General features: G+C 73.0%; 12 protein-coding genes. 3 read left to right on the plus strand and 9 right to left on the minus strand.

The genetic code is table 11. The features are described from left to right. Positions 1-256: 256 nt before the first annotated feature. Positions 257-1,672, minus strand: coding sequence for an FAD-dependent oxidoreductase (locus MTQ01_RS23485; RefSeq protein WP_247492869.1), 1,416 nt, complete (start codon positions 1,670-1,672; stop codon positions 257-259). Between the two features lie 394 nt (positions 1,673-2,066). Between MTQ01_RS23485 and MTQ01_RS23490 the strand changes: the two genes are divergently transcribed. Together MTQ01_RS23490 and MTQ01_RS23495 are read left to right on the plus strand one after the other, a co-directional pair. Beyond that, positions 2,067-2,279: a hypothetical protein gene (locus MTQ01_RS23490; RefSeq protein ID WP_247492870.1), complete on the plus strand. Its 213-nt coding sequence runs from the start codon at positions 2,067-2,069 to the stop codon at positions 2,277-2,279. Positions 2,280-2,549: 270 nt separating this feature from the next. Then, positions 2,550-3,260, plus strand: a complete 711-nt coding sequence (locus MTQ01_RS23495) for a hypothetical protein (protein WP_247492871.1) — start codon at positions 2,550-2,552, stop codon at positions 3,258-3,260. 115 nt (positions 3,261-3,375) lie between these two features. On the opposite strand, the gene MTQ01_RS23500 is transcribed toward MTQ01_RS23495, so the two are convergent. The 8 genes from MTQ01_RS23500 to MTQ01_RS23535 form a co-directional block, all read right to left on the minus strand. After that, positions 3,376-4,344, minus strand: a complete 969-nt coding sequence (locus MTQ01_RS23500) for an NADPH:quinone oxidoreductase family protein (protein ID WP_247492872.1) — start codon at positions 4,342-4,344, stop codon at positions 3,376-3,378. 112 nt (positions 4,345-4,456) lie between these two features. Next, the gene (locus tag MTQ01_RS23505) at positions 4,457-5,224 is read right to left on the minus strand and encodes a histidine phosphatase family protein (protein WP_247492873.1); all 768 of its coding nucleotides are present in this window, start codon (positions 5,222-5,224) and stop codon (positions 4,457-4,459) included. 44 nt (positions 5,225-5,268) lie between these two features. Next, positions 5,269-6,342, minus strand: a complete 1,074-nt coding sequence (locus MTQ01_RS23510) for a phosphotransferase family protein (RefSeq protein WP_247492874.1) — start codon at positions 6,340-6,342, stop codon at positions 5,269-5,271. Further along, entirely contained in the window at positions 6,339-7,319 is a 981-nt protein-coding gene (locus MTQ01_RS23515; protein WP_247492875.1) for an SDR family NAD(P)-dependent oxidoreductase, read from the minus strand. Before MTQ01_RS23515 ends, MTQ01_RS23510 begins: the two co-directional genes overlap by 4 nt. Further along, positions 7,316-8,545, minus strand: coding sequence for an acyl-CoA dehydrogenase family protein (locus MTQ01_RS23520; RefSeq protein WP_247492956.1), 1,230 nt, complete (start codon positions 8,543-8,545; stop codon positions 7,316-7,318). The genes MTQ01_RS23515 and MTQ01_RS23520 overlap by 4 nt, the downstream gene beginning before the upstream one ends. Positions 8,546-8,794: 249 nt before the next feature. Next, positions 8,795-9,394, minus strand: coding sequence for a TetR/AcrR family transcriptional regulator (locus MTQ01_RS23525; RefSeq protein ID WP_247492876.1), 600 nt, complete (start codon positions 9,392-9,394; stop codon positions 8,795-8,797). Positions 9,395-9,543: 149 nt separating this feature from the next. Then, a complete protein-coding gene (locus MTQ01_RS23530; protein ID WP_247492877.1) occupies positions 9,544-10,881 on the minus strand; it encodes an ABC transporter permease in 1,338 nt (445 codons plus the stop codon). 3 nt (positions 10,882-10,884) lie between these two features. Further along, positions 10,885-11,712 carry an ABC transporter ATP-binding protein gene (locus MTQ01_RS23535; RefSeq protein WP_247492878.1) on the minus strand — a complete coding sequence of 276 codons (828 nt, stop codon included), beginning with the start codon at positions 11,710-11,712 and terminating at the stop codon, positions 10,885-10,887. A gap of 359 nt (positions 11,713-12,071) precedes the next feature. On the opposite strand from MTQ01_RS23535, the gene MTQ01_RS23540 reads away from it, so the two are divergent. Continuing rightward, positions 12,072-13,712, plus strand: a complete 1,641-nt coding sequence (locus MTQ01_RS23540) for an alkaline phosphatase (RefSeq protein WP_247492879.1) — start codon at positions 12,072-12,074, stop codon at positions 13,710-13,712. Positions 13,713-13,733: the final 21 nt, after the last annotated feature.

Consider the following 13,733-nt stretch of genomic DNA (forward strand, 5'->3'; position numbering starts at 1 on the left):
CTCGTCCAGGGTCCCGGTCACCGGCCCACTGCGACGAGAAGACCCAGGTCACGGCGTGGCCGGCACAGCCCTCCCAGGCTCTCACGAACGTCGCGGGCGCGGGCGGGCGTTGCGGCACCCGGCAGGGGGCCGGGTGCCGCGCGGAAGCCCGCCGGTACGCCGGTGCGGGCGGGTCCGCTGCGCGGTGCGGCGGACGGGCCGACGAGGTGGACGGGGAGGGACGGTGAAGCGGGACGGGGCGGCGGGGCGGTGAGGCTCAGCCGGCCTCGCGCACCGCCGAGACGGCCTTGCGGGCTGCCACCAGGACCGGGTCCCACACGGGCGAGAAGGGCGGCGCGTAGCCGAGGTCGAGCATGGTCATCTGCTCGACGGTCATACCGGCGGTCAGCGCCACCGCCGCGATGTCGACCCGCTTGCCCGCGCCCTCGCGTCCGACGATCTGCGCGCCCAGCAGACGGCCGGTACGGCGTTCGGCGAGCAGTTTGACGCGCATGGGGGCGGCGCCGGGGTAGTAGCCGGCGCGGCTGGTGGCCTCGACGGTCACGGTGACCCAGCGCAACCCGGCGGCCCGGGCCTGCGCCTCCAGCAGCCCGGTGCGGCCGATCTCCAGCTCGCACACCTTGCTGACCGCGGTTCCGACCACGCCGGGGAAGGTGGCGTAGTCGCCCCCGATGTTGCGACCGACGACCTGTCCCTGCTTGTTGGCGTGGGTGCCGAGCGGGATGTGCCGGTGGGCGCCGGTGATTCGGTCCAGCACCTCGACGCAGTCGCCGGCGGCCCAGATGTTGTCGTGTCCTCGCACCCGCATGGCCAGGTCGGTCAGCACTCCCCCGCTGTCGCCCAGCGGCAGGCCGGCGTCCCGGGCGAGGTCGGTGAGCGGCTGCACGCCCATGCCGAGGACGACCAGTTCGGCCTCGTGGCGGTCGGTCTCGGTGGTGACGGCACGTACCCGGCCCTGTGCGTCGGTCTCCAGCGCGGTGACGGCCGAGCCGAGGGCGGTGGCCACCTCCATGCGGTTCAGTGCTTCGCGGACGTGGGCGCCCATGTCCGGGTCGAGGGTGGTCATGGGCTCCTCGGCCCGGTCGACGAGGGTGACGCGGTAGCCGTGCCGCAGCAGGGCCTCGGCCATCTCCACCCCGATGTAGCCGGCTCCCACGACCACGGCGCTCGGCTGCTCGTCGGCGCGGCGCCGGTCCAGCGCGGCGAGGTCGGCCAGGAGGCGTTCGCCGTCGCCCAGGGTCTGTACGGCGTGCACGCCCTCGGCGTCGATGCCGGGCAGCGGCGGCCGGATGGGCCGGGCGCCGGTGGCCAGGACGAGTTCGTCGTAGCCGGTCCACTCCTCCCGGCCGCTGTCGCGTTCGCGGGTGCGCACCCGCGAGCCCTCCACGTCCAGCGTGGTGACCTCGGTGCGGGTGCGCACGTCGACACCGCGTTCCCGGTGTTCCTGCGGGCTGCGGGCCACCAGTTCGTCGCGGTCGGTGACGTCGCCGGCGACCCAGTACGGGATGCCGCAGGCGGAGTAGGAGGTGTGGTCACCGCGTTCGAAGGCGACGATCTCCAACTCCTCGGGCGGGCACAGCCGTCGGGCCTGGGACGCGGCGGACATGCCGGCGGCGTCGCCCCCGACCACCACCATTCTTCTGGGGCTCGTGGTCCTGCCGGGACGGCTCATCCGCGGTTCCTCTCGGGTGGTGGTGCCGGTCGCACCTGGTCCGCCGACCGTACCCGGGCGCTCGTGCGGTCGGCGGCGCCGCGGGAGGGCGGCCGGGGCGCAGGGGCGTACGGGCCTGCGGGCGACGCGAGTTGACGCTCCGGCGGCGCGGCGCGGCAGTTCGTGCGGCACGTGCGGTGGGCTCGGTGGGCTCGGAGTGGGCCGCTCGCGTTGGGCCCCGCCGTGAACGGGACGGTCCGGCCGGTGCGCGGTCCGCCGGCGCGGTGCAGTGCCGGGACGCGGGACGCGGGACGCTGCCCGCGGGGGCCGAGGGCCGCGGCGGTAGCGTCTGGCGGTGCGGGCCGCCGAGGTTGTCGGCGGGCCTGTTTCAGAGACGACGAGGGAGCGGGTGGCGATGGCGGCGCGGGCGTATGTGAACGAGCAGCAGGTCAGCTGTGTCTTCTGCCGGTTCGACCGATTCGACCGGCGCGAGATAAAGCTCAACACCACGGGCATGTCGTTCATGGGGTTGGACTGGGCGAACAAGGCGGCCACCGGGCTGGTGTGCGCGCAGTGCGGCTACATCCAGATGTTCCTGGACCCGGCGATCCGTTACGAGGACGCCTGAGCCGGGCCGGGAAGCGGTACGGCGCGGGGTTGCGGAGTCGGTACGGCCGCGGCGGCGCGGGAGCGGTGCGCGGGAACGGCGGCACGAAGCCGGTTCCGCCTCGCACGTCTGTGCCCTCTTCGGCGGTGTGAGCCCTGCCCAAGACCCTTTGGCGGTACCCGCGTTGAGCCGGTGCGACTACTGCGGGTGAGTGGAGCGACACAGGTGTCGTACGCTGCTCGTCTGCAGCAGGGGGATCACTTTTCCGCGCTCCACAGGAGGATCAGCACCATGTCACGACGGGGTACTTCGGGTATCGCAGTCGCCGCCGCGCTCACCGCCGTTCTGCTCTCGGCCTGCGGAGGCGGTGAGGACGGGTCGAGCGGGTCCGCCGACAAGGGCGCCGACGCCGGGGGCCGCTCCGCCGAGGAGCTGGTCAAGGCCGTGAACAAGGAGATGGGCGCGACCTCCTTCCGTGCCAAGGGCAGCAGCACCGCGTTCGACGGCGGGCAGCAGGAGATGTGGGTGGACCCGGAGCAGGGTCTGCGCATCCGGGTGTCGGCACCGGAGTTGGCGACGACCGACATGTTCTGCTCGGAGGGCACGCTCTACACCAGCACCGCCCTGGTCTCCGCCCAGTTGGCGCAGAAGGGCCAGAAGGTCCAGGTGCCCAAGGACCTGGAGGACAAGTACGTCACCACCACCGCCGGCGGCAGCTGCAACCGGCTGTACGAGATCTTCCCCGGTGCGAAGCTGGACGAGAAGCTGAACGACGAAGTCGGCGGCAGGGCCACCACCGCTCTGGTGGCCGAGTCCCAGGGCAACAAGGACGTGTACCAGGTCGCGGCGAAGGGCAAGGCGCTGGTGCTGCGCATGGACTCCGAGCACGGAGACCGCAAGAGCACCACGCGCTACGACTCCTTCGGCGAGGAGCTGCGCATCACCATGCCGCAGAAGGACTCGGTGATCGCGATGAAGGAGTTCCAGGACGCGGTGAAGTGACCCTCCCCGTACGGCACTTCGGGGCGCCCCGGCTTTCGGGGCGCCCCGAAGTGTGCGGCGGCGGATGCGCGGGTTCACCGCGCGGCGCGGGCGGCGGGTGTGGCGCGGTGCCGGATCAGCGCAGTCGGAGGGTGACCTTGCCGGTGGCGCGACGCTCGTCGAGCAGGGCCAGGGCGTCCGCGGCCTCGTCGAGGCTGTGGCGGGGGCCGGCCGGCGGGACGATCTCACCGGACTCCAGCAGTGGCAGCAGCTCCTGCCACTGTGCGCGCAGGTAGTCGGGACGGGCCAGCCAGAACGCGCCCCAACCGACCCCGACCACCGAGATGTTGTTCAGCAGCAGTCGGTTGACCTTGACGGTGGGAATCTCGCCGCCGGTGAAGCCGACGACCAGCAGCCGTCCCTCGGGGGCGAGGCTGCGCAGCGAGTCGGTGAAGCGGTCGCCGCCGACCGGGTCGACGACGATGTCCACTCCCCTGCCGCCGGTCGACTCGGCGACACGGGCCCGGAATCCGTCCGCGAGTACGGTCTCGTGCGCCCCCGCGGCCCGCGCCGCCTCGGCCTTGGCATCGGTGGAGACGACGGCGATGACATGGGCGCCGAGTGCGCGGGCGAGCTGCACGGCGGCGGTGCCGACTCCCCCGGCGGCACCGTGCACCAGTACGGTCTCCCCCGCGCGCAGACCCCCGCGGCGGGTGAGGGCGAAGTGCACGGTGAGGTAGTTCATCGGCAGCCCGGCGGCGGCAGTGAAGGAGAGCCGGTCCGGCAGCGGGAAGACGGCTCGGCTGTCGACGGCGACCAGTTCGGCGAAGCCGCCGAACCCGGGGAAGGCGGCCACCCGGTCGCCTGCGCTCAGTCCGCTGTCCTCGGGGGCGCTGCGCACCACTCCGGCGACCTCGGAGCCGGGGCTGAACGGGGGCTCGGGCCGCAGCTGGTACTCGCCGCGCGTCAACAGCACGTCGGGGTAGGCGACTCCGGCCTCGTGGACCTCGATCAGGACCTGGCCGGGTCCGGCCTGCGGGTCGTCGACCTCGGCGACCGCGACGGACCGGGGGCCGTCCAGCGTGGACACCTGTACTGCGCGCATGGGCGGTTCTCCTCTGGTGGGTGTGGACGCGGGCTGGGCCGGCGGAGGGCTGTGGGACGGTCGTGGGGATGCGGGTGGGCTGTGGCGAGTGTGCCGAAGTGCGGGCGGGCTGTCAGCGGTAGGTGCGCAGGGCCTGCTGCTCGCCGCTGAGATGGGCGTGGTCGTTGAGGGCGAGCAGGGTGGCGCCGGAGCGTCCGATGAGCACCGTGGTCACGGCGGCGTTGAGCATCACACGGTTGACGGCCACCACCGCGGGGGCGGGCAGCGACAGCAGTCGTCCGCACAGTGCGGCCAGCACCCCGCCCGAGGTGACGACGATGGCGTCGCGTGCGGCCGGTGCACGGTGGGCATCGGGGTCGGCGACGGCGTCGGCCGGGGCGGTGACGAGGGCGGCGGTGAGGTCCGCCAGGGCTTCGCCCGCGCCCTGGCTGAACCGCTGCCAGCCGTCCTCGTCCGCTGCCGGCGCGTCTGCCTCGATCCACCGCAACAGCGCCGCGTCCAGCAGCTGTTGGACCTCGCGCGAGCTGCTCGGAGCGGCACTGTGCGCACGCTCGCGCGCGGCGCCCCCGGTGGTCGCGGAGCTGCCGGGGCTCTCGACGGCCGCAGAGCCGTGACGGTCGAGCAGGCGCAGGTGGTCGTACTCGTTCCACCGGGCGTCGGTGCGCAGTGCGCTGCCGAAGTTGCCTGCACGGGCGAGGAGTTCGGCGGTCTCGCGCTGCCTGCGCAGGGTGCCGCAGACCAGCAGGGGGTCGCGCGGCGCCCGGCGAGCCAGCTCGCGCCCGACCACGGCGGCCTGGACCCGGCCGGTGTCCGAGAGCGCGTCGTAGTCCTGCGCGCCGAAGGACGCCTGGCCATGGCGCACGAGGTGGATGACGGGCATTGCCTGGTGCCTTTCACGAGGTTGCGGTTGGCCTCCGGCCCGCGTCAGCTCCTGCGCGCGGAACCGGACTTCGCCGAGCGGATGCTCGAACGGCAGCGGTGGTGAAGGTAGTTGACGGCGAGCCACAGATGCCGGAAGGCCGGGTTGCGGGTCTGCCCGTGGTGGTAGCGGTGGTAGATCTGCTGGGCGATACCGGCGAGCCGGAACATGCCGAACACCTCGTAGAAGACCCAGTTCTCCACCGGCAGGCCGGTGCCGCGGCGGTAGCGCTCCACCAGTTCGGCGCGGGTCAGCATGCCCGGGAGGTGGCTGGGCTGGCGCCGGGTGGAGCGGGCCATCCGGTCGTCGTCCGCCTGCACCCAGTACGCCAGCGCGCTGCCGAGCTCCATCAACGGGTCGCCCACCGTGGCCAGTTCCCAGTCCAGTACGCCGACGACCTCCAGGGTGTCGGGATCCAGGACGAGATTGTCCAGGCGCCAGTCGTTGTGGATGACGCGGGCGGCGACGTCCTCGGGGCGGTTGGCGGCGAGCCAGCGCGAGACGCCGGCGAAGCTCGGGGTGTTCCAGGTGCGTGCGCGGGCGTACCGCCGGGTCCAGCCCTCGACCTGGCGCTCGACGTAGCCCGGGCCTCGGCCGAGGTCCGCGAGGGCGGTGTCGGCGGGATCGACCCGGTGGAGTTCGATCAAGGTGTCGACAAAGCGCTCGGACAGTGCGCGGGCCCGGGCGGGGCCGAGGTCCAGGCCCGCGGGCGGGTTGCGCCGCAGCACGACGCCCTGCACCCGGTCCATCACGTAGAACTCGTCGCCGATGACCTCCGGGTCCCGGCACAGCGCCCGTACGTTCGGCACCTTCCCGAAGACGGGGCGCAGCGCCTGCTGGACCCGGTACTCGCGCGCCATGTCGTGCGCGGTGGAGGATCTGCCGCCTCTCGGCGGGCGACGCAGGATCAGTTCGGTGTCCGGGTAGCGCAGCAGATACGTCAGGTTGGACGCGCCGCCGGAGAACTGGGTGACGGTGGGGCTTCCGCTCACCTGCGGCAGGCGCTCCGCCAGCCAGGCGGAGACGCGGTCGGTGTCGAAGGCGTCCTCGGCCCGTACCTGTCCGAGTCCCTCGCTCATCGCGCCGTCCCGCGCGGGGCGTCGGGGGCGGTGCCGCCCGTCGCGGCGGCCCGGCCGGCGGCGGTGACGTCCTCACGCACGCCGGCCTCGGGGCCGGTGTGCTCGGGGCCGGTGTGCTCGGGGCCGGCAGGGGCCGGGGCGTCGGGGGCGGCCGCGTTGCCAGCGGGGGCGGGCTGCGCTGCCTCTGCCTCAAGGTCCTGGGCGTCGAGTTTGGCCTTGGTGCGCAGCCACTGGCGGCCGATGCGGCGGTCCGCCAGCGCGGGCAGCAGTCGTTTGACGGCCACGGCGATCCGGCCCTCGCGGTGGGTGTTGATCAGGAAGCGGCCCTTGGCCACGGCCCGCACGGCGCGGTCGGCGAGCTGCTCCGGGGTGAGCGAACCGTGCCGGATGAGGTGGTCGGCGAGCCGGGCGAGCACCGGATCGGGGCTGCGGAGACCGGAGTTGAGCCGGGTCGGCACGAAGCCGGGACAGATCACGCTGGTACGGATGTGCCAGGGCGCCAGCTCGTGCCGCAGCGTCTCGCTGAGGGAGATCACGGCGGCCTTGGAGACGTTGTAGGACGACATTCCGGGCAGGTTCATCAGTCCGGCGAGCGAGGCGACGTTGACCAGGTGCCCACTGCCCTGCTCCTTGAGGAGCGGGATGAAGGTGCGGCAGCCGAGAACCGTGCCGTGCAGGTTGATGTCGAGGATCCAGTCCCAGTCCTCCTGTTCGATCCGCTCCAGCCGGCCGGCCGCGGCCACCCCGGCGTTGTTGACCAGCACGTCCAGGCCGCCCCAGTTCGTCTCGCACCAGGTGCGCGCCCGGCGCCAGTCCTCGGGGTCGGTGACGTCCAGCTTCAGGTGTTCGGCGCCGCCCGGATCCTCGGGCGGCAGCAGGTCGCCGACGAGGACGCGGTGCCCGTCGGCGAGGTAGCGCGCGACGAGCGCACGGCCGAGGCCGCTCGAACCGCCGGTGATCAGGACGCGCAGGCTCATCGGTTCTCCTTCTCGGCGGCGTCGCGGTGGGCGCGCAGTTCGGTGCGGGCGACGACGCCGAGGTGGACCTCGTCGGGGCCGTCGGCCAGGCGCAGCGCGCGGGCGCTCGCCAGCGCGGCGGCGAGCGGGAAGTCGTCCGAGAGGCCGGCGCCGCCGTGGAGCTGGATCGCCATGTCGATGACTTCGCAGGCCATCGCCGGTACGGCCGCCTTGACCTGGGAGAGCGCGTCGTAGGCACCGAGCGGGCCGGATCGGTCGAGCAGCCAGGCGGTGTGCAGCACGTGCAGCCTGGCCTGGTTGACGGCGATCCGCGCTCGGGCGATGCGTTCGCGGTTGCCGCCCAGGTTGGAGAGCGGTTTGCCGAACGCGGTACGGGTGACGGCGCGTTCGCAGGCGAGCTCCAGGGCGCGCTCGGCCAGACCGATCAGCCGCATGCAGTGGTGGATGCGGCCGGGGCCGAGCCTGCCCTGGGCGATCTCGAAGCCCCGGCCGGGCCCGGCGATGATCGCGTCGGCGGGCAGCACGACGTCTGTGAAGGAGACCTCGCCGTGGCCGTAGGGCTCGTCGAGGTAGCCGAGGACGGGGAGCATCCGCTCGACGGCGAAACCGGGGGTGTCGGTGGGGACGATGACCATGGTGTGGCGCGAGTGCCGGTCGGCGTCGGGGTCGGTGACGCCCATGAAGATGACGAAGCGGCAGTCGGGGTGCCCGACCCCGGTGCTCCACCACTTGCGGCCGTTGAGCACCACCCGGTCTCCGTCCAGGACGGCGGTGGCGGCCATGTTGGTGGCGTCGGAGGAGGCGACGTCGGGTTCGGTCATGCAGAAGGCCGAGCGGATGCGGCCCTCCAGGAGCGGCTCCAGCCAGCGGGAGCGCTGCGCCTGGCTGCCGTACTGGTGGAGGACCTCGGCGTTGCCGGTGTCGGGGGCGTTGCAGTTGAAGACCTCGGGAGCGAGGAAGGAGCGGCCCATCTCCTCGGCGAGCGGGGCGTACTCCAGGCAGGTCAGTCCGGCGCCGTGCTCCTCGTCGGGCAGGAAGAGGTTCCACAGGCCGGCGGCCCTGGCCGTGGCGGTGAGTTCCTCGACCACCGGGAGCCGGGTCCACGGATCGGGCAGTGCGCGCAGCGCCGCGTGGTACTCGGCCTCGCGCGGCTGGATCTCGGTCCGGATGAAGTCGCGGACGCGCGCCTGGTAGTCGCGTGCCCGGGGGGAGAGTGCGAAGTCCACGGTGAGTCGGCCCGTCTCGCTCGGCGGTCGGTCGTCGGTCGGTCGGCAGTCGTCCGGTCGCCGCCCGGACGGTGGTTCGGCGGCGCGGAGTACGGAGGCTAGTGGCTTGTTGAGCAATGCTCAATAGTGTGGACGGGATCGTTCCGCCGGGACAGGGGCGGGGAGAGCCACAGCGGGCGGGAACCGGCGCGGGGCGAGGGGAGGGCTGCGGGGCGGGTCGGTCGGGGCCGTGGGCGGACGCGGCCGGATTCAGGCGGAGGTGGCGCGGGAGAGGTCCAGGACCCGGTCGAGGTTCGCCACCAGGAAGTCGATCAACTCCTCGGCGGGGACGACCTCCTCGGTGCTCTCCACGGCCATCTCCTCGGCCATCGCCAGCCAGCCGCGGACGGCCAGCGAGGTCAGCGCCGTGGGCCGCTCCTGCTCCGCGGCGGCCAGCACCCGTTCGGCGATCGTCCTGCGGTGTCCCTCGAAGACCTTCAGCACCAGCGGGTCGCCGCCGGCCGCGACCCGTACCAGCGCCACGTAGTTGGTGCGCCGGCGCTGGACGAAGCTGACGAAGCCGGTCACGATGCCGCGCACCCGCTCCCGGGAAGTGCCGGTCTCCGGGGCCTTGGCGTGCTTGAGCAGTCGGCGCCCGGCGGCCTCGACGACCGCGTAGTAGTAGTCGCGCTTGGTCGGGAAGTAGCGGAAGAGCAGACCTCGGGAGATGCCCGCCTCGGCCGCGACCTCGTCGATCGACAGCTCGTGGATCGGTCGGTCCACCAGCAGCCGCAGACCGATGCCGATCAGCTGCCTGCGGCGTTCGTCGGCGCTCAGGCGGGTGCGGGTGCGGGCGGGCTCTGCGGGCATGGTGGCGAGCCTATTTTCGGCCGTTCACACGCGGCAACCCCGTACGGCGGCCCCGGCCCGCAGGACGGCCGCGACGCGGACGACCCCGGCCGTCGTACGGGTCGGGGTCGCCGTACGGGCCGGGGTCGCGCGCGAGTGGGACCGGTGGTTCACGCGGCCAGGCCGACCGCCTCCACCGCGGGGGTGCGCAGCGCTCTGCGGGCGGTGAGCAGGCTGGTGGCGAAGGTGGCCAAGGACGCCGTCGCGGCGACGGCCAGCCAGATTCCCGGTCCCTGGCCCGGCATGACCGCGTCCGTGCGGACCAGGCTGAACGGCACGATCCCGGCGAACGCGGCCAGGGTGCCGCACAGCAGCCCGATCACGGTGAGCACGCCGCTCTCCAGCGCGACGGCCGCCAGCACCTGGCGCGAGGTGGCGCCCGCCAGGCGTTGCTGTCCGAACTGCGCCGCGCGGTAGGTGGTGGCGGCGTACAGGGTGTTGATCAGCAGGACGCAGGCGAAGACCGCGATGATGCCGACCACCACGAGGTTGAGCGTCTCCATGTTCTTGTCGTCCACCGAGCGGGTCAGCCCGGTCGCGGCGATCGCGCCGTTCTCGATGGACTGCATGTGGAGCGTGGCCACCGAGATGCCGGTGAACAGCGTCAACGGCACGGTCACACCGGCGAGTTCGGCCGCGCGGCTCCGCATGTCGCGCACGACGAGGTAGCCGCAGCCGCCGGGCAGCGCGGACAGCGGACGGGTCAGCAGCCGCAGGAGTGCGCCGGTCGCGGCGGGCGCGAAGACCGCGAGGCCGACGGAGAGGAGGATCGCACCGTAGGCGGGGGCTGCCATCAGCGCGGGCTCGGTGGCGTCCATGGCGAAGGTGGCGCCGACCCCGGCCGTACCGGCGACCAGCGCCGCCAGGCCCGCGAACCTCCGCGCCCGGCCGCCCCGGCGCACCCGGCCGGCGGCGAGGTTGCGGGCGCGGCGCACCGACAGGCACGCGGCGCCCACCGCGGCGAGCAGCGTGACCGCGGCTCCCGAGGACATCGCCACCGGGCCGAAGGCGTACGGCACCTGCTCGGCGACCTGTCCGCTGTCCCGGAACATCTCCAGCAGCAGTCGTCCGCCGAGCACGGCGGGCGCGACCGCGATCACCACGGCGACCGTCGCGACCAGTGCCGCCTCCCCCACCACCATCCGGGAGATCTGCGCGGGGGTGGCGCCGGTGCTGCGCAACAGGGCGATCTCCTCGCCGCGTTGACGCACGTTCACGGTCAGGGTGGAGGCGATCGCGAAGAAGACCAGCAGGGTGCCGTAGCCGCCGACGACCGCCGCCGCGGTGGTGAGCGTGTTCGAGCTGACCTCGTCCACCTCCGCACCGGCGGCGGTGTCGTGGAGCGAGTTGAACATCATGATGATCATGGCGCCGAGCACGCTGGAGAGCAGCGTGGCGGCCAGCCTGCCGGGGCGGTGGCGCAGCGAGTGGAACGCGACGGTGAGCACGGGTCAGCCCTCCGTTCGCGGCAGTGCGCCGGCGAGCGGGTCGCCGAGGTGGGTGAGGCGTTCGGCGACCGCGTCCGGAGTGGGCCGGCCCATCTCCCCCGCCAGGCTGCCGTCGGCCAGGAACTGCACCGAGTCGGCGCAGGAGGCGGCGACCGGGTCGTGGGTGACCATGACGACGGTCCGACCGTGCACGGTGGCCGCCTCCCGCAGCAGCGCCAGCACCTCGCGGGCGCTGCGGGTGTCCAGGGCGCCGGTCGGCTCGTCGGCGAAGATCACCGCGGGGTCGGTGACCAACGCCCGGGCGATGGCGACGCGTTGGCGCTGTCCGCCGGAGAGCTGGTCGGGCCGGTGGCCGAGACGGTCAGCGAGGCCGACCAGCGCCAGGGTCTCCCGCACCCGTTCGCGGTCGACCCGGCGGCCCGCGAGCTTGAGCGGCAGCACGGTGTTCTGCGCGACCGTCAGGGTCGGCAGCAGGTTGTACTGCTGGAAGACGAAGCCGATGCGCTGCCTGCGGAAGAGCGTCAGCTCCGTTTCGCTGCCGCCGGTCATCTCCTCGCCGTCGACGCGGACGATGCCGTGGTCGGGCGCGGTCAGCCCCGCCGCGCACTGCAGGAGCGTGGACTTGCCCGAACCGGAGGGGCCCATGACGGCGGTGAAGCTGCCGGCACGCAGGCTCAGGCTGACGTCGCGAAGGGCGGTGACGGCGTTCTCGCGGGTGCCGTAGACCTTCCCCACCTTCACCAGGCGCAGCGCGTCGCGCTGGGCGCCGCCCGGCTCGGGCAGCGGGTGTTCCGAGCGGCGCCCACGTCCGCGGTTCCTGATGCTCACCATCGTCCTCACACTCCTGACGGGCGCTCTCTGCGCCTGTTGAGGACGCTATGCACGGAGGCGGGCGAGCACAGTGGCCGTGCCACCCGAAGCGGGGGTGTACCTGTCAACACCTTCGGGGTGAGGCGGGCCACCCCCGTGCGCCGGGCCACCGCTGCCGGCCGGGTGCGGCGGTGCACGGACGAGGCGGCGCGCAGCGGGCGCGGCGGCGTACCGGGCTTGCGGTGCGGCTCTGCGCCGTCCAGGTCATCTGCGCTTCACCCCGGTGCCGCCCTCTGTTGCCCCGCGCCGTGTTCGATGACAATTCCCGTGCTTGCGGCCCGTGTTGGCCGCCGTCTTCGTCTTCTTCCGGAGGATTGCCCATGGCGCACAGCGACTCCGCACCTTCGTCCGACTCCTCGACCTCTTCGGTCCCGTCCACCCCTTCGGCCTCCTCCGCCGCGGGGACCGCGCGGCGTGCCCTGCTGCGGGGCTCGCTCGCGGCCGGCGCCGCCCTCGCGCTGCCGATCGGGCTCGCCGGTTCCGCTCCCGCGCAGGCACGGGCGGGTCGTCCCGCCGCGCGGTGGGGCGTACAGGTGGGAGACGTGACCGACTCGTCCGGTCTGGTGTGGGTCCGCTCGGACCGCCCCGCACGGGTCACGGTCGAGACCTCGGCGACCGAGTCCTTCCGGCGGGTGCGGCGCTGGCGCGGGCCGGTGGTGGGCCCGGGCACCGACTTCACCGGGCGCACCTCGCTCTCCGGGCTGCCCCCGGGCGAGCAGATCCACTACCGCGTCACGCTGAGCGATCCGGACGACCCGCGCCGCAGCGGAAGGCCCGTCGAGGGGACGTTCCGCACCGCTCCCGACCGGCGGCGCCAGGATGTGCGCTTCCTGTGGTCGGGGGACGTGGCCGGGCAGGGCTGGGGCATCAACCCCGACCGCGGCGGGTTCACGATCTTCGAGGAGATGCGCCGGACCGACCCGGACTTCTTTCTGCACAGCGGTGACACGATCTACGCCGACGGCCCGCTGGAACCGACGGTCGAGCTGCCGGAGGGCGGTCTGTGGCGGAACGTGACGACCGAGGAGAAGTCCAAGGTCGCCGAGACCCTCGCCGAGTTCCGGGGCAACTTCCGCTACAACCTGATGGACCACAACCTGCGGCGCTTCAACGCACAGGTGCCCATGATCGCGCAGTGGGACGACCACGAGGTGACCAACAACTGGTACCCCGGGGAGATCCTCGAGGACGAGCGGTACGCCGAGAAGCGGGTCGACGTGCTCGCGGCGCGGGCCCGGCGCGCGTTCTCCGAGTACTTCCCGATCGAGACGCTGCCGGCGGCCGACCCGGAGGGGCGTGTCTACCGGGTGGTGCGGCACGGGCCGCTGCTGGACGTCTTCGTGCTGGACCTGCGCACCTACCGCAACGCCAACTCCCCCGGCAGGCAGGTGAACGAGCGCCGCGGCGTACTGGGCGAGCGCCAACTGCGCTGGCTGAAGAAGGAGTTGGCGCGCTCGCGGGCGATGTGGAAGGTGATCGCCTGCGACATGCCGCTGGGGCTGGTGGTGACCGACGGCGACCAGGACTACGAGGCCGTCGCGCAGGGCGATCCCGGCCGACCGCTCGGCCGCGAGCTCCAGTTCGCGGAGGTGTTGCGGCACATCAAGCACCGGCGGATCACCGGCACCGTGTGGCTGACCGCGGACGTGCACTACACCTCGGCCCAGCACTACGACCCGTCCCGGGCGGCCTTCCCGGACTTCGAACCGTTCTGGGAGTTCGTCACCGGACCGCTGCACGCGGGCGGTTTCCCCGCGCTCGAACTCGACGGAACCTTCGGGCCCTCGCAACCGTTTGTGAAGGCACCAACGGAAGCCAATGTGCCTCCCTCACAAGGCGGTCAGTTCTATGGGCAGGTCGACATCGACGGACAGTCGGGCGCACTTACCGTGCGCCTGCGCGAGCAGGGCGGCGAGGTGCTCTTCACCAAGGTGCTCCGGCCCGGGCTCGTCGGGCAGTAGTGTGCGCCGCGGGCGGCGGCC

The sequence above is a fragment of the Streptomyces sp. XM4193 genome (assembly GCF_023072595.1).
Taxonomy (GTDB): domain Bacteria; phylum Actinomycetota; class Actinomycetes; order Streptomycetales; family Streptomycetaceae; genus Streptomyces.

Coding starts and splice junctions, on each gene's coding strand:
- MTQ01_RS23535 (WP_247492878.1), bottom strand. CDS start 11,712: ATGGTGAGCATCAGGAACCGCGGACGTGGGCGCCGCTCGGAACACCCG.
- MTQ01_RS23490 (WP_247492870.1), top strand. CDS start 2,067: ATGGCGGCGCGGGCGTATGTGAACGAGCAGCAGGTCAGCTGTGTCTTC.
- MTQ01_RS23540 (WP_247492879.1), top strand. CDS start 12,072: ATGGCGCACAGCGACTCCGCACCTTCGTCCGACTCCTCGACCTCTTCG.
- MTQ01_RS23510 (WP_247492874.1), bottom strand. CDS start 6,342: ATGAGCGAGGGACTCGGACAGGTACGGGCCGAGGACGCCTTCGACACC.
- MTQ01_RS23495 (WP_247492871.1), top strand. CDS start 2,550: ATGTCACGACGGGGTACTTCGGGTATCGCAGTCGCCGCCGCGCTCACC.
- MTQ01_RS23485 (WP_247492869.1), bottom strand. CDS start 1,672: ATGAGCCGTCCCGGCAGGACCACGAGCCCCAGAAGAATGGTGGTGGTC.
- MTQ01_RS23500 (WP_247492872.1), bottom strand. CDS start 4,344: ATGCGCGCAGTACAGGTGTCCACGCTGGACGGCCCCCGGTCCGTCGCG.
- MTQ01_RS23525 (WP_247492876.1), bottom strand. CDS start 9,394: ATGCCCGCAGAGCCCGCCCGCACCCGCACCCGCCTGAGCGCCGACGAA.
- MTQ01_RS23505 (WP_247492873.1), bottom strand. CDS start 5,224: ATGCCCGTCATCCACCTCGTGCGCCATGGCCAGGCGTCCTTCGGCGCG.
- MTQ01_RS23515 (WP_247492875.1), bottom strand. CDS start 7,319: ATGAGCCTGCGCGTCCTGATCACCGGCGGTTCGAGCGGCCTCGGCCGT.